Source organism: Pseudomonas sp. B20 (assembly GCF_020515755.1).
GTDB lineage: Bacteria > Pseudomonadota > Gammaproteobacteria > Pseudomonadales > Pseudomonadaceae > Aquipseudomonas > Aquipseudomonas syringae.
Genome location: NZ_JAHPJG010000016.1, coordinates 147,930 through 166,301, shown reverse-complemented (window position 1 = coordinate 166,301; position 18,372 = coordinate 147,930). Strand labels below are relative to the sequence as shown.

The following is an 18,372-nucleotide window of genomic DNA, read 5'->3' as shown; positions in this document are numbered from 1 at the left end:
GACAGAGGGCGTCAACCGTTATTTTGAACTTTTACCGATCTGGCCTTCGCAGCTCCGCCCAGACGTGGGATTCGCCGAGCAAACACGGGAATCCGCAGCAGTAACAGGAATGCACCTATCCCCGCATACAGCGCCCACTCTTTAAGGTCAGCCCGCACGATCCAGAACATATGCAGCAAACCCAGCCCCAGAATCACATAGATGATCCTATGCAGCTTTTTCCAGCGCGCTCCCAGACGGCGCTGACTGTAACGGTTGGAAGTCACCGCCAGCGCAAGCAAGCCCAGCAACGCCAGCGCACCGACGATGATATAAGGACGCTTGACCAGCTCGACACCCAACTGCCCCCAATCCAGCCCCAGAATGAACAGCGCATACATGGTCAGGTGGAGCATCGCATAGGCAAAACACCACAGGCCCAGCTGGCGACGCACCACAACCCATCCGGACCAACCGGTAAGGCGCTGCAACGGTGTCATGGAGAGCGTGATCAGCAGCATGACCAGCGTCGCCACTCCGAAGTTCTCCACAAGGACCTTGCCGGGATCAGGCCCGAGCGCAAAGATCCATGCCTGGTACAACCACCACACAGGCGCAATGCAAGCGGCAAGAAATACAGCCAGACGCAAAAACGGATATCGCATCAATAGTCCTTCCGCAAATCCATACCGGCGTACAAGGCACCCACCTCTTCCTCATAGCCATTGAACATTTTCGTATCGCGCAGATTCGGGCTGAACAGACCGCTCGGCAAGCGGCGCTCACGGGCCTGTGTCCAGCGCGGATGATCGACAGTCGGGTTGACGTTGGCATAGAAGCCATACTCGTTTGCCGCAATGCTTTGCCAGGTGGTCTTCGGCTGTTCACTGACCAGACTGATACGCACGATGGACTTCACACTCTTGAAACCATATTTCCATGGCACCACCAAGCGTAACGGTGCGCCATTCTGGTTAGGCAGCTCCCGCCCGTACATGCCCACCGCCAGAATCGCCAGAGGGTTCATCGCCTCGTCCAGACGCAGTCCTTCTACATAAGGCCAGTCGATCAGTGCGAAATCGGAGCGCTGACCCGGCATGGACTTGGGATCCTCCAGCGTTTCGAAACGGATGTACTTGGCTTTGGAGGTAGGCTCTACCTGCTTGAGCAACGCCGAGATCGGAAAGCCGATCCACGGAATGACCATCGACCAGGCTTCGACGCAACGCAACCGGTAGATCCGCTCTTCCAGCTGGTAAGGCTTCATGAAGTCTTCGAGCGCATAGCGGCCAGGCTTGCCGACTTCACCATCGATCACCACGCTCCACGGCTCGGTCTGCAGAGAGCCGGCATTCTTCGCGGGATCGCCCTTGTCCGTACCGAACTCATAGAAGTTGTTGTAATGGGTCGCGTCCTTGAACGGCGTGATCGCCTCGTCCTTGACGTTGACCGCCTGCCATTTCGTGGCAGGCAGTTTATCCGCGAACCAGCCCGGCGCTTTACCAGGCTCCACATCGGCATACCGCGAAGCATCGGCGGCACCGGCCCAGCGCGGCATTGCTGTGACGGCAAGACCTGCAAGCGAGCTGGCGAGCAATGTGCGTCGCGAGAGATAAATGGATTCAGGCGTGACGTCCGACTCTTTGGAGTCGGACGCAGAAGGAAGTTTGATTAACATGATGACTCCGCAGGCCAGGGAACTGATGCACCAATAGACTACGGAGTATGGTGGAAATTAGATCATTGACTAGGCCTTGCGGCGACGTAATAGATACTGAATCGGTCCGGACAGAGCGTAGGCGAGGAAGATCAGCAGCAAAATGCGCGGTGGGTCGCTAAATACGACAGCAAACACCAATACTACCGCCAGAATCGCAACAAAAGGCACGCGTCCCTTCAAGTCCAGCTCCTTGAAGCTGTTGTACTTGATGTTACTGACCATCAGCATACCGGCGGCCGCCACCAGCAACGCAACGAGAAACGACAGCTTGGAGCCCTGAATCCCGAAATCGCTGAATGCCCAGACCGTGCCGGCCACTACGCCTGCTGCTGCCGGACTGGCCAGGCCGATGAAGTAGCGCTTGTCAGCCTTGCCGACCTGAGTATTGAAGCGCGCAAGACGCAATGCAGCGCCAGCTACATAGATGAAGGCGACCATCCAGCCGACCTTGCCCATGTCGCCCAAGGCCCAGCCGAACGCCAGCAACGCCGGGGCCACACCGAAGGCGACCATGTCGGACAGCGAATCGTACTCGGCGCCGAACGCGCTTTGCGTATTGGTCATGCGCGCCACACGACCATCCAGGCCGTCGAGCACCATGGCCACGAAGATCGCAATCGCAGCGAAGGCGAAATACTTGCTCGCACCAACGGTATCACCTGCACTCATCGCGCTTTGTGCACTCATGGAGCTGATGATGGAGTAGAAACCCGCGAACAGATTCGCCGTGGTAAACAGGTTGGGAAGCAGGTAGATACCCCGATGCCGGACTTGCCGGCCTTCGGCGTCATGCCCTTCTTCTACATGTTCATCGATCGGTAGCAGACTTTCAGCGTCAGAGGCCTTGATGGGCTCTTCAGGACGTTCGCTCATGGAGATTACCTTGCAGCGGTATGAAAAGGTTCGACACAGGTCTGCAGCGAGGGTTCGCCTGCAAACAATTGCAGCTTTATACCAGAGCCTGACCCATAACGAAAAAACGCGACCGATTGGCCGCGTTTTTTTTGTGAAGCTGAATGCTTAGTTCTTGTCTTTGTCGACGATTTTGTTCGCCGCGATCCAAGGCATCATCGAGCGCAGTTTTTCACCGATGATTTCGATGCCGTGCGCAGCGTTGTTACGACGCTTGGCAGTCATCGACGGGTAGCCGGTGGCGCCTTCGCTGATGAACATCTTCGCGTACTCGCCGTCCTGAATGCGCTTCAGAGCGTTGCGCATGGCCTGACGGGATTCGGCGTTGATGACTTCAGGGCCGGTGACGTATTCGCCGTATTCGGCGTTGTTGGAGATCGAGTAGTTCATGTTGGCGATACCGCCTTCGTACATGAGGTCAACGATCAGCTTCAGCTCGTGCAGGCACTCGAAGTAAGCCATTTCCGGCGCGTAGCCAGCTTCAACCAGCGTTTCGAAACCAGCCTTGACCAACTCGACAGTACCGCCGCACAGAACAGCCTGCTCGCCGAACAGGTCGGTTTCAGTCTCGTCCTTGAAGGTGGTTTCGATGATGCCGGTACGGCCGCCGCCAACGCCCGAAGCGTAGGACAGGGCAACGTTCTTGGCGTTGCCGGAAGCATCCTGATAAACCGCGATCAGGTCAGGGATACCGCCGCCCTTGACGAACTCGGTACGCACGGTATGGCCCGGGGCCTTCGGCGCGATCATGATCACGTCGAGGTCAGCGCGCGGCACGACCTGGTTGTAGTGAATCGCGAAGCCGTGGGAGAACGCCAGTGTTGCGCCCTTTTTCAGGTTCGGCTCGACTTCGTTCTTGTACAGCTGGGACTGGAACTCGTCCGGGGTCAGGATCATGACCAGGTCGGCAGCAGCAACGGCAGAAGCGACGTCGGTCACTTTCAGGCCATGAGCCTCGGCCTTGGCGACAGTGGCCGAACCTTTACGCAGGCCGACAGTGACATCAACGCCGGAGTCTTTCAGGTTGCACGCCTGAGCGTGACCTTGCGAGCCGTAACCGATGATGGCGACTTTCTTGCCCTGGATGATCGAAAGGTCACAGTCTTTGTCGTAGAAAACTTTCATGGAAATCCCCTGTTATCTTGGCCACGCAGGCCATTTGCTTAATTGATTTAGATGCTCAGCACTTTGTCGCCACGGGCAATGCCCGTTACGCCACTGCGTACTGTTTCCAGGATAGCGGCGGTGCCGATGGCCTGAATGAAGCTGTCCAGTTTGTCGCTCGTGCCGCTCAGTTGCACGGTGTAAACGCTGGCGGTGACGTCGACGATCTGCCCGCGGAAAATATCCGTGGTGCGCTTGATCTCGGCACGCTGCGCGCCGGTGGCCTTGACCTTGACCAGCATCAGTTCGCGCTCGATGTGAGCGCTTTCCGACAGGTCGACCAGCTTGACCACTTCGATGAGCTTGTTGAGGTTCTTGGTGATCTGCTCGATCACCTCATCATGACCTACGGTGGTGAGCGTCAGACGCGACAGGGTCGGGTCTTCGGTCGGCGCAACCGTCAGGCTTTCGATGTTGTAATTACGCTGGGAGAACAGACCAACGACGCGCGACAGTGCACCCGGTTCGTTTTCCAGCAGCAGGGAAATGATATGGCGCATGATTATGTCCGCTCCGTCTTGCTCAACCACATATCGCGCATGGAGCCGTCCTTGATTTGCATCGGATAGACGTGCTCGGTCACATCGACCTGAATATCCATGAACACCAGCCGGTCAGTCATGGCAAAGGCTTCTTCCATCTTCGGCTTCAGATCCTTCAGGTCCGTAACACGCATGCCGACGTGGCCATAAGCCTCGACCAGCTTGACGAAATCAGGCAGCGACTCCATGTAGGAGTGCGAGTGACGCGCGCCGTAGCTCATGTCCTGCCACTGGCGGACCATGCCCAGCACACCGTTGTTGAGCAGAATGATCTTCACCGGCAGACCGTACTGCAGGCAGGTCGACAGTTCCTGAATGTTCATCTGGATGCTGCCTTCACCGGTCACGCAGGCGACGTGCGCATCCGGAAAGTTTAGCTTGACGCCCATCGCAGCCGGGAAGCCGAAGCCCATGGTGCCCAGACCGCCCGAATTGATCCAGCGGTTCGGCTTGTTGAAGCGGTAGTACTGCGCAGCGAACATCTGATGCTGACCGACATCCGAGGTGACATATGCGTCGCCCTTGGTGACTTCGCAGAGCGTTTCGATAACGGCCTGCGGCTTGATGACCGTGCCATCGCCGCGGTTGTAAGGGAACAAATCACCCGTACCGCGCCACTCGTCAATCTGCTTCCACCACGCGGCAACCGATGCCTTGTCGGGTGTCTCGCCGATCTCTTTCAAGGTGGCGACCATTTCGGTCAGCACGCTTTCGACAGGACCGACGATAGGCACGTCGGCCTTGATGGTCTTGGAGATCGAAGCCGGGTCGATATCGATGTGGATAATCTTGGCGTTCGGGCAGAACTTGCTGGCGCCGTTGATGACACGGTCATCAAAGCGCGCGCCGACGGCCAGGATCACATCGGTGTGGTGCATCGCGAGGTTGGCGGTGTAGCTGCCGTGCATCCCGAGCATGCCGACGAACTGACGATCCGTGCCCGGATAGCAACCAAGTCCCATCAGGGTGTTGGTTACCGGTGCATCGAGCAGTTGCGCCAGTTCGGTCAATTGCGCCGAAGCATTGCCCATGATCACCCCGCCACCGGCGTAGACGATCGGGCGCTTGGCAGCCAGCAGCATCTCGACGGCCTTGCGGATCTGACCGGAATGGCCACGAACCGCCGGGCTGTAGGAGCGCAGCTTGGCTTTTTTCGGGAAGACGTATTCGAATTTTTCAGCCGGGTTGGTCATGTCTTTCGGAATATCGACGACCACCGGCCCCGGACGACCTGACTGCGCCAGATAGAAAGCCTTTTTCAGGATTTCCGGGATTTCCGACGGGTGCTTGATCATGAAGCTGTGCTTCACGATCGGCCGGGAGATACCGATCATGTCGGTCTCCTGGAACGCGTCGGTGCCCACCAGCGTACTGGCTACCTGACCGGAGAGGACCACCATCGGAATGGAGTCCATGTACGCCGTGGCGATACCGGTAATGGCATTGGTTGCACCAGGTCCCGAGGTCACCAGCACCACGCCCGCCTTGCCGGTAGCCCGCGCATAGCCATCGGCCATGTGCGTGGCAGCCTGCTCGTGGCGAACAAGGATGTGGCTCACCGCCGGTTCTTTGAACAGGGCATCGTAGACATGCAGAAGAGCACCACCGGGGTACCCATAGATATGCTCAACGCCTTCGTCACGCAAAAAGCGGACGACCATTTCAGCGCCAGATAAAAGCTCCACGTTGTTCACCTCTAAAACGCCAGAATACCGCCCACTCCGGGACGGGTCTTAATAGGTTTACTGCCAGCAGAGCATGAGCGACGGTGGTCGCCGACTACGTCAGCACTGACTGAGCAAGTATTGGGAGGTCCCTGAGTGTTGCGGAACATTCCCACCCAGCGCGAGGTAACGCGTTGCGGGTGTTACAGGTCGGCGCGGGTGTGCGCCTCATGATCTACCGAGAGGGTCTGCTTCTGGCAGTCCTTCTACAGCGAACTTTGGATTGTTGTGATTCCCCCCCTTCAAGTCAAGCGATCCGTGCGCTTTCTTGAAACCCGGCGAGTGAAATCGCACCGTTTCGGACTGAAATGCACTGTTATGGTAGCTTTCTGCATGCACAGACTTTCAAGGACCCGACATGCATTGGATGATTCTCGCCGCCGCGCTGGCCATCAGCGCAACCAGCCAGGCCGCTTCGATCTACAAGTGGGTGGATGCCCAAGGCGTGACGCACTTTGATGCCCAGCCGCCCACTGGCCAGCCGGTGCAGGAAATCAATGTGCAGACACCGCCACCCGCTGCCGCGCCGGGCATGCCCGCGGACGATGGGGCTGCGCAGCAACGCGAGATTGACCAGAAAGTCAAAAGCCAGGTGAAGGCTCAGGAAGCCAAGCGCGCGGAAAATTGCGAAACCTTGCGCACCAATCTCGCGCAATTACAGAACAATCCGCGCGTGCGCGAGCAGTTTGGAGGGGAATCGAGGCGCCTTACGGATGAGAACCGCAAGACGCGTATCGAAGAAACCAACAGGGCTATCAGCGAATACTGCCGCTAGAAGCGCGCCAATCAGCGCGCTGCTATAATCAGCTGGTCGAACCGCGCCAGATGCGCTTGCAGTTGCCGGGTTTCACTCATGCACCCGGCATAGACCATCTCGGCCATTTCCAGAATGCCGGACGCATTGGGTAATGGCAGGTCGCGCTCAAGGATGACCTTCATCCGCGGCAGGAAAATCCATTGCAGCCACTGGGCGAACTCCAGGGTATCGACGCTGAACGGTTCCTGACTGGCGAGCGCCTGCTCGCTGGGCGGTGTCGCATCCCACCAGCCCAGCAAGCGCAACTCGCGCTCTATCAACAACAGCTGCTCGGCAACCTCAGGCAAACGTCCGTCCATCAGCGAGCCTTTTGACGAGCCAGGGCAGCACCGGCCGCATCACCTTGCTTTTCGCGTGACTGAGCGATCAATCCCCACAGGCTGGCCTGAAGGCTGGTGCGCCCGTTGGCGTAAGTCAGACCACGACGTGCCAGTTGCTCGGCCTGGGCCGCATCGCCCTGAGCCAGACGCACCTGAGCCAGACGATAAAGCACTTGCGGCTCGCGCGGTGCAACCCGCTGCGCACGCTCGAGACTGGACGACGCGCCGTTGAGGTCGCCACTGGTCTGCTGTTGCTGTGCGGTGGTCAGCAATGCCAGTACAGGACCGTCAAGCTGCTCGTCCTCCGACAGACCGCCACCGCTGGACGGGATTCCGGTCGGGGCAGAGGCAGCCGGCATGCTGTAACTGTTGTTCACAGGAGCCTGACTGACCGGGGCCTGATTGACCGGCGCCGCATCGACAGGCGGAGTGTTGACACTGAACGGTGCCTGACTGGCGGGCGCAGAGTAGCTCTGTCCTGCATCAGCGCCACTCGCGCCCGGTACCATCACCACCACGCCCGAATCCTGCGGTACAGCTTGCGGCTGCTGTTGCACCGGAGCGGTGTTGGTGCGACGCGAAGCTGCCGCTCGTTCGCCGTTGGACACCTTGGAGCTCGAATCCACGACCGGAATCGAGCCGCGTTCCACACTGGCGCAGCCGTTCAGCAAGGCCAGTGCCGTTAAAGCTGGAATCCACCATTTATTCACTTCAAAACCTCGATTGCCTAGTTCAACCAACCCTTGACCCAGTCCATCACCTCAGTGGCAGGTGCCGGAGCGCCGCCGCATGTCGCGCCGGGCTGGGGCTCACTGCCGCGAATATACGGCATCTGCACGGCATTCGGGCAGCTAGCATCCGAACCCTGACCAGTCTGCGCATCGACCCACGCCTGAACGACGTTGTCCGGCATCGCCATGTCCAGCGGCAGCGGACCGGCCTTGCGCATGAAACTGGTCCACACCTGAAGAGCACCGGTGGCACCGGTAAACGGTGTCTTGCCGTTGTCGTCGCGGCCCATCCACACCACGGCCAGCAGGTCCTGACTGAACCCGGCAAACCAGCTGTCGCGCGAGTCGTTACTGGTGCCGGTCTTGCCCGCCAGATTCAACGAGCTCGGCAACACGTTGTAAACAGATTTGCCCGTACCTTCGCGCATGACCCGCTGCATCGCATTCTGCACCAGGTATATGGCACCCGGATCGAAGCGCTGTTCAATCTGGAACGGATAACGCTTGAGCGGCTCGCCTTCAGCGGTGAGCACGCTGCGAATACCACGCATCGGCGTATTGAACCCGCCGCTGGCGATGGTCTGATACATGGTGGCCACTTCCATCGGACTCAAGCCACCCGCACCCAGCAGCATCGACGGATAGGCAGGCCATTCGCGCGTCACACCCAGTTTGGCCAGCGTCTTGAACACGCTTGGAATGCCCAGCTCAAGACCCAGCTTGGCGGTCGACAGGTTGTAAGAATGCGCCAGCCCCTGGTACAGGAAGATATTGCCGTGTGACTTGCGATCGTAGTTCTGCGGTTTCCAGATCTGGCCATCGGCGCCTTTGACCTGAAACAGTTCGTCGGCGATCCAGCTGGTCAAGGTGTACTGGCTTGGCCGCTCGAGTGCCGTCAGGTAGATAGCCGGCTTGACCAGCGAGCCGATCGGCCGCACCGCGTCGATCGCCCGGTTGAAGCCCGAGAACCCGGCCTCACGCCCACCGATCAACGCCTGCACTTCGCCGGTTTCCGGGTTGGTGACGACCATGGCCGACTCCACTTCATCAGAGCCCTTGCGCCCGGCGAGCTTCTTGAACGTATCGTCCATGGCAGCCTGGGACTTCATCTGCAGGATCGGATCGAAGCTGGTAAAGATCCGCAGCCCTTCTTCGGTCAAGTCTTCGTCGCGATAATCTTCGCGCAGCTGACGCTTGACCAGATCGAGGAACGCCGGGAACGAGCTGTCGGCGAGGGTCCCGGTCTTGGTCACACCCAGTGGCATTTTCTTCGCAGCGGCAACCACTTCCGGCGTAGCGACGCCCTGCTGCTCGAACAGGTCGAGCACCAGATTACGACGCTCCAGAGCACGCTCCGGATTGCGCCGCGGGTTGTAGAAGGAAGGCCCCTTGACCAGACCGACCAGCATCGCCACCTGATGGATTTTCAGTTCGGACAGCGGCTGGCTGAAGAAATACTGGCTGGCCAGACCGAAACCATGAACGGCTCGCTGGCCGTCCTGACCGACGAACACTTCGTTGAGATAGGCCTCGAGGATTTCCTGCTTGCTGTAATGGATCTCCAGCAAAATGGCCATCATGGCTTCGGTCAGCTTGCGGGTCAGGCTGCGTTCGTTGGTCAGGTAGAAGTTCTTGACCAACTGCTGGGTCAGCGTACTGCCGCCCTGGCGCATCTGCCCCTGTGAGGTATTGACCCAGATCGCCCGGGCAATGGACTTGGGCGACACGCCGAAGTGGTGATAGAAATCCCGGTCTTCGACCGCCACCAACCCATCGAGCAGATAGGGCGGCGCCTGATCCAGCTTGATCAGGATCCGGTCTTCCAGATTCTTCGGGTACAGGCCGCCGATCAGCAACGGCTCAAGCCGTGCCACCGCAAGCTTGGCACCATTGCCCGAAGACAAGTCAGCCACGTAGTCACCGGAAAAGCGCACGCGCACCTGTTGCGCTGCGTCGGTGCCTTCATAGAACTGAAAGCCACGCGTATTGAGGTCGACGGTATTGCCGTTCACCGCTGCGGCGCCGGGCCCGTTCGCCACGCTCTCGCGGCGATAGCCCAGAGCGTCCAGTTCGATGAGAAAGTCATCGCGGCTCAGCTTCTGTCCGACGAACAGCTCCAGCGGCCGTGCATAGACCTTGGCCGGGATGGTCCAGCGCTTGCCGGAGAATTTTTCCTGGACGATTGCATCAAGGTAAATGGCCAGGCCGCCGAGCAGAACCAGGCCGACAATACCGAGCTTCAACGCCCAGCCCAGCCACTTGTTAAGGCTGAGGGGAGGTTGTTTTTTTGCAGAACGAGAGGTGCGGGATCGAGTCATGGGCGCGGATTATACGCACTTTACCGAGGATCGACAGACGCCCGAGTCAGCGGTTTGCAGCCTCGCGCCAAGCGGCCATAATGGCGGCATCGTGTACTTACATTTTGAACACATTCCTGAAGGATCGACCGTGAGCCAGTCTTTGATTGCTGCCCTGCAGAACCCTGCCCTCTTCCCGCATCCGGTGGAGAGTTTCCAGGTCATCGAAACGCACATTTCCTGGGTGCTGCTGACGGGTCCGTATGCCTACAAATTCAAAAAGCCGATGAACTTCGGCTTTCTGGATTTCACCACGCTGGCCCTGCGCAAGCATTTCTGCGAAGAAGAGTTGCGCCTGAATCAGCGTCTGACCGACGACCTCTACATCGAAGTCCTGCCGATCACTGGCACAGAGGACGCGCCACAACTGGGCGGCGACGGCGAAGCCATCGAGTACGCGCTGAAGATGAAGCAGTTCTCGCAGGATGGCCTGCTGAGCACGCTGCAGGCCAACGGTGAAGTGACGACTGCGCACATCGACGAACTGGCCAACCAGATTGCCGGCTTTCACCTGACCTCACCGCAGGTCGGGGCCGAAAGCGAACTCGGCTCGCCCGACAGCGTGATGGCCCCGGTGGTACAGAATTTCGAGCAGATTCGCCCGCTGCTCAGCGAAAAATCCGACCTCGCACAGCTCGATGCCCTGCAGGCCTGGGCAGAGTCGAGCTTTGCGCGACTCAAGCCGCTGCTGGCTCACCGCAAGGCCGACGGGTTCATCCGTGAATGCCATGGCGACATCCATCTGGGCAACGCGACGGTGATTGACGGCAAGGTCGTGCTGTTCGACTGCATCGAGTTCAACGAGCCGTTCCGCAAAACCGACGTCTACGCCGACATCGGCTTTCTGGCAATGGACCTTGAAGACCGTGGCCTGAAGTCGCTGTCGCGGCGTTTGATCAGTCAGTACCTGGAAGTCACCGGCGACTACGCAGGCCTTGAGCTGTTGAACTTCTACAAGGCTTATCGCGCAATGGTCCGCGCCAAGGTGGCACTGTTCACCCAGCCGGCCAATGCCGACGGTTTGCAGCGCGCGGCGACACTTCGTCAATACCGCAACTATGCCAATCTGGCCGAGAGCTACAGCGCAATCCCTTCGCCGTTTCTGACGATTACCCACGGTGTCTCTGCCGTCGGCAAAAGCCACGTAGCAATGCGCCTGGTGGAATCGCTGGGCGCCCTCCGCCTGCGCTCGGACGTAGAGCGCAAGCGCCTGTTTGCCGGCCAGAATCAGGATTTGTACGACGCGCAAGCCAGCAGCACAACGTATGCACGCCTGCATGAGCTGGCCTCCGCAACCCTGCGAGCGGGCTTCTCGGTGGTAATCGATGCGACCTACCTGAAGCGCGAGCAGCGCGATGCGGCGGCAAAGATTGCGGAAAACACCGGTGTGCAGTTCCTGATTCTGGATTGCGAAGCGCCACAGGCAGTGATCGCTGGCTGGCTTGCGCAGCGTCAGGCACAAAACAACGACCCCTCCGACGCGACACTGGAAGTCATTGAGGCGCAGCAGGCCAGTCGCGAGCCGCTCGGCGCCGACGAGATCCTGCGCAGCAAGAAGGTTGCAACCAACGTCAGCAGCGACCTGGACAGCCTTATCGACAACCTGCGTCAGCGCCTGCCGGGCCTGTAAAGAGACACATGGCCGTTGAGCGGTTAATGCTTCACGGCCTTACAGTGATGGCGATATACTGGCGCCATAATTCCAACGCAATGACATGTCGGAGGCCATCATGAGCCACCCCAAACAGATCGACTCACCGCTTTATATGCTGCTGCGCAAAGATGACGTCGAAGGTTTCAATCAAGAGAAACCACATACTGGCACCATCGACATGGTCGGGGGCGACTTCAGGGGGCTGGACCTGCGCGCGCTGGACACCGCCAATATCGACTTCACCGACGCCTACTTTCGCTCTGCCGACCTTCGTGGCCTGGACCTGCGCAATACGCCGATGGAAGGTGCGAGCATCGCTCACGCACAGATTTCAGGGGTGTTCTTTCCGGCTGAACTGTCAGCCGACGAGATTCTGATGTCGGTGAATTTCGGCACGCGCCTGCGCTACCGTACCCACTGATACCGCAAAAACGTTGCAGCCTGCATGCGCGATGCATAGCGGGCTGGCGATGTGTCGCACTCTTTTCATGCCCCTCTTCTTTTGCATGCGCGACCCGGTCACCACCGGCGCTTCGCTGTGCCCAGCACTTTTTAGTCCTTGAATATCAGTCCTGAATCAGGCGCAGGCAACGGCATCCAGGCGGCCAAAAGAAATGTTGACTTACAAATGAGAATCGTTATGATTATCACATCCGGTCGCGAGACTGGACGGTAGCCTGAAAGACCTTGGTTCGGACTTTCAGATTATCTCCTCATCAGGCTAATCACGGTTTTTGACCCGGCTCTTTGCCGGGTCTTTTTTTGCCTGGCGCAAAGCTGCCGATCATTCAAAAGCCATCGCCACTACCATGCGACTCGAGCAGGCCGAGCCTTGCCAGTAAGTCGTCCAGCAAGCTCGATCCTCCCAACCGTAAACGCCCGGCGTTGATCCATTGCAGACCAAATCGCGCGCGGACGAGCGCCATGTAAACACGCGCCTCGTCGAACGTACGGATCCCGCCTGCAACCTTGAGCCCCACTTGCCCGCCTACGTCCGCAATGGACTCCAGCATGATCCGTGCAGCCTGCGGCGTGACATGCCGGGCGGCCTTGCCCGTGCTGGTCTTGATGAAGTCAGCGCCCGAAACAATCGCATCGCGGCACGCATCGAGGATCATTTGCGAGTCACGCAAGTCACCGGTTTCAAGGGTCGCGGTAAGCCTGACCTGCCCGGCACACAAGGCCGAACAGGCCGAGACCATCGCCAGGCCGGGCTGCCGGTCTCCGCCGAGCAGCGCGCGAAAGGGATACACGACGTCGATCTCATCCGCGCCAGCCATCAGCGCAGCGCGTACCTGGGCGATGACTGACTGAACATTGCTGCTGCCATGAGGGAAATTGACCACCGCGACGACCTTGATATGACGAGCCTGTAGGCGATCCAGCGTGGTGCGCGCCAGACACACGAAACGTTGCTGGACGCTGACCGCTGCAACCGGTCCCACAGGCGTACAGGCACGCCGACAGATGCCGACAATGCGCTGCTCCGTGTCGTCTGTATTGAGGGCGAACAGCTCAAGCAACCCGATGACCTGACGCGCCAGTCGCTCATCATCTGCTGTCATCTCTTTCATAGTGTTTCCGCTCTGCAAGACATGAGCGGACGATATACGGCTGCCACGCTTACAGGCACGAGTGACGTGCTTAGAGAAGAAAGCTACAAAAAGACAGGAAAGAACCGACGCAGCCTGTAATGACTTCAACGTAACGCAGCGCATCAATCCGAAGAAAATGCCAGACTTGTCCGATCAGGCACCGCCCCGGAAAACTGGCACCCTGAAACCGATCCCCGAAGAACTGGCCAATGGAGACTTCTTGATATTCCTTTGCACTTCAAGCCACCTGCCCGAAGCCCACAGCAAAGGCTTCGCGCTGGGCGAACATGCGCTGTTCGCCGTGCGCCGCCAGGGCGAGGTGTTCGTCTACAAAAACCGCTGCCCGCATCGCGGTGTTCCGCTGGAATGGCAACCCGATCAATTTCTGGACAGCAGTGCAAGCCTGATCCAGTGCGCTACACATGGGGCGTTGTTTCTGATCGAGAATGGCGAATGCGTTGCCGGGCCTTGCGAAGGCCAGTCCTTGACCGTCATCAAAAGCCGTGAAGACGCCGAGGGCATCTGGGTGTCGCTGCATCTGGAGGCATGACGGAGTCTGAACCGCCTGTAGCCAGATGCCTCAATCCAGGCCGTGCACCTGCAGGCGCCGGTCGATAAAAATCTCCTCCGACGTCAGTTGCGCACCGTAGGCGAGAATTTGCACACCGGCATCAATGGCTTCACGCAACGCCGCCGCGTAAGCAGGATCAATCTCCTGCGCAGGCCGCACAGCGTCGATACCGGTGAGATTGACGCAATACAACAGCACGGCGCGTACGCCTTCGCGCGCCAGCGTCGCCAGTTCGCGCAGGTGCCGCGCGCCACGCTGGGTCACCGCATCAGGGAATGCCGCCACGCTGGAACCGTCGAAACCCAAAGTGACACTTTTCACTTCCAGGTACAGGTAGCCATCCGGGTACTCCAGACGAAAGTCCACACGGCTTTTTTCCTGTCCGTAGGCCACCTCACGCTTGAGCGCCGTGAAACCCGTCAGTTCGCTGATGACCCCGGCGCGCAAGGCCTCTTCAACCAGCGTATTGGCCCGTCCGGTATTGATACAGGCCAGGCGACCCTGCGGGGTTTCGCTGATTTCCCAAGTGCCCGGCAGTTTGCGCTTGGGGTCATTCGAGCGACTGAACCACACGCGCCCGCCGGGCATCATGCAGTTGAGCATCGAACCGGTGTTAGGGCAGTGAATGGTCAGCAACTCACCGCTATCGGTTTCGATATCAGCGAGAAAACGCTTGTAACGCACCAGCAGACGACCCTGTTCAAGCTGCGGAGAAAAACGCATCAGACGCCCCAGCTACGCAGGCCGCGAGCGATTCGCTCGACCGCCTGCTCAAGGCGCGGCAGGCTTTGCGTGTAGGCAAAGCGCACGTGGTGCCCGGCCTGGAAACGGCCAAAGTCCAGCCCCGGTGTAAAGGCAACGTGCTCGGTTTCCAGAAAGTGCCGGCAAAAGGCGAAGGCATCGCCGCCGAACGCGGAGATATCGGCATACAAATAAAAGGCCCCTTCCGGCTCGACGGCAATACCGAACCCCAGTTCGCGCAGCGCTGGCAGCAGAAAGTCCCGGCGGCGGCCGAACTCGGTGCGCCGTTGCTCGAGTATGGCCAGTGTCTGCGGCTCAAAGCAGGCGAGCGCAGCATGTTGCGCCATGCTCGGCGCGCTGATGTAGAGGTTCTGGGCCAGCTTTTCCAGATCGGCCACCGCATCCTCTGGCGCAACCAGCCAGCCCAGACGCCACCCGGTCATGCCGAAATACTTTGAAAAGCTATTGAGGACGAAAGCGTCGTTATCCACTTCCAGCACACTGCTGGCGTCCACACCGTAGGTCAGGCCGTGATAGATCTCGTCCACCACCAGATGGCCATTGCGGGCTTTCAATGCCTGAGACAAGGCTGCCAGTTCGTCACGACTCAATAAAGTGCCGGTCGGGTTGGCGGGCGATGCCACCAGCGCGCCGACACTGTTCTGGTTCCAGTGCGTGGCCACCAGCTCGGGGGTCAGTTGATAGCGCTCCTGCGGACCGACCGGCACCAGTTGCGCCTCGCCTTCTATCAACCGCAAAAAGTGTCGATTGCACGGGTAGCCAGGGTCGGCCAGCAACCAGTGCTTGCCGGGATCCACCAGCAGACTGCTGGTCAGCAACAACGCGCCTGAACCGCCCGGCGTGACCAGGATACGCTGAGGATCAATGTCGACGCCGTAACGCTGAGCGTAAAACCCGGAAATGGCCTCGCGCAGTTGCGGCAGGCCGCGCGCGGCGGTGTAGCGCGTCTTGCCGTCTGCCAGTGCCGCCTGGCCAGCCTTAATGATGGGCTCTGCAGTGGTGAAATCGGGCTCGCCGATTTCAAGGTGAATCACATCATGACCCGCCGCCTGCAATTCATTGGCACGCGCCAGCAGCGCCATGACATGAAAAGGTTCTATGGCGCGACTGCGCGCACTGTAAGGCTGGCTCATGGATATTCCTTTAGGGGCAGGGTGTTAAAACATGATTGTCATCACGGCGCGCCATGATTCTACCCAAGCACCCGCCCGACGGTACGCTTGCAGGCTGAAAAACCCGGCCCCAAGTGCTGAATAAAAGAAAGCTACGACGGTGCGCAGCGACTAGAGTTCATTTAGATGAAGGTCGGATGCGAAATGGCCATCTCCATAAGAAGACGGCGTCGTCATGCTCGACAACCGGGAGTAGCGCACTCCGATTTGATCTGGTAAGTTCGCCCGCTTGCAGCTGCAGGGCCGACGGGTGTCGGTGATGGAACAATCCTGCGCAATAGATTAGAAGAGTGAGAGGCGGTCCAGACATGCCCACCCCAGAAAAGCAACAGAACCATCTAATCAGCGGCTTTGAGCCCTACGTGCAAACGAAGGGTGAAGAGTACATGGGCGAGCCGATGCGCGCGCACTTCACCAAGATCCTGAACAAGTGGAAGCAGGACTTGATGCAAGAGGTCGACCGAACGGTAGACCATATGAAGGACGAAGCTGCCAACTTCCCTGACCCGGCCGACCGTGCCAGCCAGGAAGAAGAGTTCAGCCTTGAACTTCGTGCCCGCGATCGCGAACGCAAGTTGATCAAGAAGATCGACAAGACGCTGCAACTGATCAAGGATGAGGAATATGGCTGGTGCGAATCCTGCGGCGTAGAGATCGGCATCCGCCGTCTTGAGGCTCGCCCGACTGCAGACCAGTGCGTCGACTGCAAGACCCTTGCAGAAATCAAGGAAAAACAGGTCGGTAAATGACCTGGGGCCGCCTTTGACTGAAAAGACGCTTCGGCGTCTTTTTTTGTGCCTGTGGAAGTCACTCTGCGCAACGCATGCCAAGGGAAATTTTTCTCCGGACACTTCTTGTTCCTCACGCTCTGCGCTCGGTGTTATACACAAATCTAACTGACTATCGTGCTAATGCTCCGCGTTGGCATGCAGTTCGTGACGCTCTGCGTCACACAGCGGTTCCGTGATGTCAGGTGGATTGGAGTTCGACTCATGTCACCTTTTCGCCCCTCGGCGAGTTACTTTGATGGGGCCAAAGTAACCAAACCCCCTCGCTCCTGTTTCCGGCCCGACTTCGTCGGGTCCCTTCGCCCTGACACTGATCCGGGGGTCGCCGCAACGGGCCATCCATGGCCCGGTGCGGCTAACTCGGCATCCTTGCCGAGTTACCCCCGGATCAGCGCCAGGACTCAGCCGTCACTAACGTCGCAATTTGCGTCGTTCATGCCATCGCGATCAAAAAAGCACTTCGTTGGCAGCAGCTGCAGATAAAGCATGAGATTGTTCTGACCATCGTTCCAACGCTCCGCGTGGGAATTCAGTTCGTGGGGCTATGCGTCACACGGCGGTTTTCTTTGTCAGGTGGATTGAGATAAGACTCAGATCATCTTTTCTCTCCCCTGCGTTCCACTTGCCCGCCCAAGCCCGTCACCCGTAACATCCCGCCCATGAAAAAACCGGCCTATATAGGGCGCTTTGCGCCGACTCCCAGTGGTTACCTGCATTTTGGCTCGCTGGTCGCAGCCCTCGCCTCCTATCTCGATGCGCGCGCGGCAGACGGTCAGTGGCTGTTGCGCATGGAAGATCTCGACCCGCCGCGTGAAGTGGCCGGCGCACAGGCGGGGATTCTCGAAACGCTCGAGCGCTACGGTTTTGAATGGGACGGCCAGATAGTCCGGCAAAGCGAGCGCCATGACGCCTATGCCGAGATCCTCCAGCGCTGGTTCAATCACGGCCTGGCCTACGCCTGCACCTGCTCGCGCAAACAGCTCGAAGACTTTCAGGGTGTCTATCCGGGTTTCTGCCGCAATGCCGGGCATTCGCCGGACAACGCCGCAATCCGCATTCGCGTGCCGGAGCTGGAATATCGCTTCGAAGACCGGGTTCAGGGCACATTCAAAATGCACCTGGGGCGCGAAAGCGGTGACTTTGTGATTCGCCGGCGCGATGGGCTATATGCCTATCAACTGGCGGTGGTCATTGACGACGCCTGGCAAGGCGTCACCGATATCGTTCGCGGCGCCGACCTGCTCGACTCGACACCCCGCCAGCTGTACCTGCAGGAACTGCTGGGCCTGCCCCAACCGCGCTACCTGCATGTACCGTTGATCACCCAACCCGATGGTCACAAGCTGGGCAAGTCCTATCGCTCCCCACCACTGCCGGCCGATCAGGCGACGCCGCTGCTGCTGCGGGCCTTGCGCGCGTTGGGGCAACCGCTCGATGCACACATGACCGATGGCACCGCGCAGGAAGTGCTCGCCTGGGGCATACGTCACTGGAACGCTGACCTGATACCGCGACTGCGCAATATTGAGGAAGCCCGGATAGACTGATCCAGAGCGGTCGCCGC

General features: G+C 59.1%; 18 protein-coding genes. 6 read left to right on the top strand and 12 right to left on the bottom strand.

From position 1 onward, the window contains the following. Positions 1 to 11: 11 nt before the first annotated feature. From msrQ to LIX91_RS16940, 6 genes are all read right to left on the bottom strand, one after another. Positions 12 to 644: a protein-methionine-sulfoxide reductase heme-binding subunit MsrQ gene (gene msrQ / locus LIX91_RS16965; protein ID WP_226488829.1), complete on the bottom strand. Its 633-nt coding sequence runs from the start codon at positions 642 to 644 to the stop codon at positions 12 to 14. Continuing rightward, positions 644 to 1,657, bottom strand: coding sequence for a protein-methionine-sulfoxide reductase catalytic subunit MsrP (gene msrP / locus LIX91_RS16960; RefSeq protein WP_004410035.1), 1,014 nt, complete (start codon positions 1,655 to 1,657; stop codon positions 644 to 646). The genes msrQ and msrP overlap by 1 nt, the downstream gene beginning before the upstream one ends. A gap of 69 nt (positions 1,658 to 1,726) precedes the next feature. After that, positions 1,727 to 2,572, bottom strand: coding sequence for a CDP-diacylglycerol--serine O-phosphatidyltransferase (pssA, locus tag LIX91_RS16955; RefSeq protein ID WP_004410031.1), 846 nt, complete (start codon positions 2,570 to 2,572; stop codon positions 1,727 to 1,729). A gap of 147 nt (positions 2,573 to 2,719) precedes the next feature. Beyond that, positions 2,720 to 3,736 (bottom strand): ketol-acid reductoisomerase, encoded by a 1,017-nt coding sequence (ilvC, locus tag LIX91_RS16950; RefSeq protein WP_002552076.1) that lies wholly within the window; start codon positions 3,734 to 3,736, stop codon positions 2,720 to 2,722. Between the two features lie 47 nt (positions 3,737 to 3,783). Then, positions 3,784 to 4,275: an acetolactate synthase small subunit gene (gene ilvN, locus LIX91_RS16945; protein ID WP_002552075.1), complete on the bottom strand. Its 492-nt coding sequence runs from the start codon at positions 4,273 to 4,275 to the stop codon at positions 3,784 to 3,786. Between the two features lie 2 nt (positions 4,276 to 4,277). Continuing rightward, entirely contained in the window at positions 4,278 to 6,002 is a 1,725-nt protein-coding gene (locus tag LIX91_RS16940; RefSeq protein WP_003317709.1) for an acetolactate synthase 3 large subunit, read from the bottom strand. A 397-nt stretch (positions 6,003 to 6,399) separates the two neighbouring features. Between LIX91_RS16940 and LIX91_RS16935 the strand changes: the two genes are divergently transcribed. Beyond that, positions 6,400 to 6,816: a DUF4124 domain-containing protein gene (locus LIX91_RS16935; protein ID WP_103696387.1), complete on the top strand. Its 417-nt coding sequence runs from the start codon at positions 6,400 to 6,402 to the stop codon at positions 6,814 to 6,816. 11 nt (positions 6,817 to 6,827) lie between these two features. Here the strand turns inward: LIX91_RS16935 and LIX91_RS16930 are convergent, their stop codons facing one another. From LIX91_RS16930 to mrcB, 3 genes are read right to left on the bottom strand one after another with little or no spacing between them, the layout of a single operon-like run. Beyond that, positions 6,828 to 7,157, bottom strand: coding sequence for a YqcC family protein (locus LIX91_RS16930; protein ID WP_226488828.1), 330 nt, complete (start codon positions 7,155 to 7,157; stop codon positions 6,828 to 6,830). Continuing rightward, positions 7,157 to 7,888, bottom strand: a complete 732-nt coding sequence (locus tag LIX91_RS16925; RefSeq protein ID WP_219818074.1) for a tetratricopeptide repeat protein — start codon at positions 7,886 to 7,888, stop codon at positions 7,157 to 7,159. Before LIX91_RS16925 ends, LIX91_RS16930 begins: the two co-directional genes overlap by 1 nt. A 17-nt stretch (positions 7,889 to 7,905) precedes the next feature. Beyond that, complete coding sequence (mrcB, locus tag LIX91_RS16920) at positions 7,906 to 10,227, bottom strand: penicillin-binding protein 1B (RefSeq protein WP_226488827.1); 2,322 nt, start codon at positions 10,225 to 10,227, stop codon at positions 7,906 to 7,908. A 130-nt stretch (positions 10,228 to 10,357) separates the two neighbouring features. Between mrcB and LIX91_RS16915 the strand changes: the two genes are divergently transcribed. After that, positions 10,358 to 11,896 (top strand): bifunctional aminoglycoside phosphotransferase/ATP-binding protein, encoded by a 1,539-nt coding sequence (locus LIX91_RS16915; RefSeq protein ID WP_226488826.1) that lies wholly within the window; start codon positions 10,358 to 10,360, stop codon positions 11,894 to 11,896. Between the two features lie 100 nt (positions 11,897 to 11,996). Further along, entirely contained in the window at positions 11,997 to 12,341 is a 345-nt protein-coding gene (locus tag LIX91_RS16910) for a pentapeptide repeat-containing protein (protein ID WP_103696448.1), read from the top strand. A 367-nt stretch (positions 12,342 to 12,708) separates the two neighbouring features. On the opposite strand, the gene deoC is transcribed toward LIX91_RS16910, so the two are convergent. Further along, positions 12,709 to 13,494 carry a deoxyribose-phosphate aldolase gene (deoC, locus tag LIX91_RS16905; protein WP_226488825.1) on the bottom strand — a complete coding sequence of 262 codons (786 nt, stop codon included), beginning with the start codon at positions 13,492 to 13,494 and terminating at the stop codon, positions 12,709 to 12,711. Between the two features lie 241 nt (positions 13,495 to 13,735). On the opposite strand from deoC, the gene LIX91_RS16900 reads away from it, so the two are divergent. After that, a complete protein-coding gene (locus LIX91_RS16900) occupies positions 13,736 to 14,065 on the top strand; it encodes a Rieske (2Fe-2S) protein (protein WP_153222703.1) in 330 nt (109 codons plus the stop codon). 30 nt (positions 14,066 to 14,095) lie between these two features. Here the strand turns inward: LIX91_RS16900 and sfsA are convergent, their stop codons facing one another. Both sfsA and LIX91_RS16890 read right to left on the bottom strand, forming a co-directional pair. Then, the gene (gene sfsA, locus LIX91_RS16895) at positions 14,096 to 14,809 is read right to left on the bottom strand and encodes a DNA/RNA nuclease SfsA (RefSeq protein WP_003406665.1); all 714 of its coding nucleotides are present in this window, start codon (positions 14,807 to 14,809) and stop codon (positions 14,096 to 14,098) included. Next, positions 14,809 to 15,981, bottom strand: coding sequence for a pyridoxal phosphate-dependent aminotransferase (locus tag LIX91_RS16890; protein ID WP_226488824.1), 1,173 nt, complete (start codon positions 15,979 to 15,981; stop codon positions 14,809 to 14,811). The genes sfsA and LIX91_RS16890 overlap by 1 nt, the downstream gene beginning before the upstream one ends. A 347-nt stretch (positions 15,982 to 16,328) precedes the next feature. Between LIX91_RS16890 and dksA the strand changes: the two genes are divergently transcribed. Beyond that, positions 16,329 to 16,769, top strand: coding sequence for an RNA polymerase-binding protein DksA (gene dksA, locus LIX91_RS16885; RefSeq protein WP_003317723.1), 441 nt, complete (start codon positions 16,329 to 16,331; stop codon positions 16,767 to 16,769). Positions 16,770 to 17,467: 698 nt separating this feature from the next. Beyond that, the gene (gluQRS, locus tag LIX91_RS16880) at positions 17,468 to 18,355 is read left to right on the top strand and encodes a tRNA glutamyl-Q(34) synthetase GluQRS (RefSeq protein ID WP_153222700.1); all 888 of its coding nucleotides are present in this window, start codon (positions 17,468 to 17,470) and stop codon (positions 18,353 to 18,355) included. The last annotated feature ends 17 nt before the right edge of the window (positions 18,356 to 18,372 follow it).

Excerpts from the sequence above, each read along its gene's own strand:
- msrQ (WP_226488829.1), bottom strand. The coding sequence starts at position 644 with ATGCGATATCCGTTTTTGCGTCTGGCTGTATTTCTTGCCGCTTGCATT.
- msrP (WP_004410035.1), bottom strand. The coding sequence starts at position 1,657 with ATGTTAATCAAACTTCCTTCTGCGTCCGACTCCAAAGAGTCGGACGTC.
- pssA (WP_004410031.1), bottom strand. The coding sequence starts at position 2,572 with ATGAGCGAACGTCCTGAAGAGCCCATCAAGGCCTCTGACGCTGAAAGT.
- ilvC (WP_002552076.1), bottom strand. The coding sequence starts at position 3,736 with ATGAAAGTTTTCTACGACAAAGACTGTGACCTTTCGATCATCCAGGGC.
- ilvN (WP_002552075.1), bottom strand. The coding sequence starts at position 4,275 with ATGCGCCATATCATTTCCCTGCTGCTGGAAAACGAACCGGGTGCACTG.
- LIX91_RS16935 (WP_103696387.1), top strand. The coding sequence starts at position 6,400 with ATGCATTGGATGATTCTCGCCGCCGCGCTGGCCATCAGCGCAACCAGC.
- LIX91_RS16930 (WP_226488828.1), bottom strand. The coding sequence starts at position 7,157 with ATGGACGGACGTTTGCCTGAGGTTGCCGAGCAGCTGTTGTTGATAGAG.
- mrcB (WP_226488827.1), bottom strand. The coding sequence starts at position 10,227 with ATGACTCGATCCCGCACCTCTCGTTCTGCAAAAAAACAACCTCCCCTC.
- LIX91_RS16910 (WP_103696448.1), top strand. The coding sequence starts at position 11,997 with ATGAGCCACCCCAAACAGATCGACTCACCGCTTTATATGCTGCTGCGC.
- deoC (WP_226488825.1), bottom strand. The coding sequence starts at position 13,494 with ATGAAAGAGATGACAGCAGATGATGAGCGACTGGCGCGTCAGGTCATC.
- sfsA (WP_003406665.1), bottom strand. The coding sequence starts at position 14,809 with ATGCGTTTTTCTCCGCAGCTTGAACAGGGTCGTCTGCTGGTGCGTTAC.
- LIX91_RS16890 (WP_226488824.1), bottom strand. The coding sequence starts at position 15,981 with ATGAGCCAGCCTTACAGTGCGCGCAGTCGCGCCATAGAACCTTTTCAT.
- dksA (WP_003317723.1), top strand. The coding sequence starts at position 16,329 with ATGCCCACCCCAGAAAAGCAACAGAACCATCTAATCAGCGGCTTTGAG.
- gluQRS (WP_153222700.1), top strand. The coding sequence starts at position 17,468 with ATGAAAAAACCGGCCTATATAGGGCGCTTTGCGCCGACTCCCAGTGGT.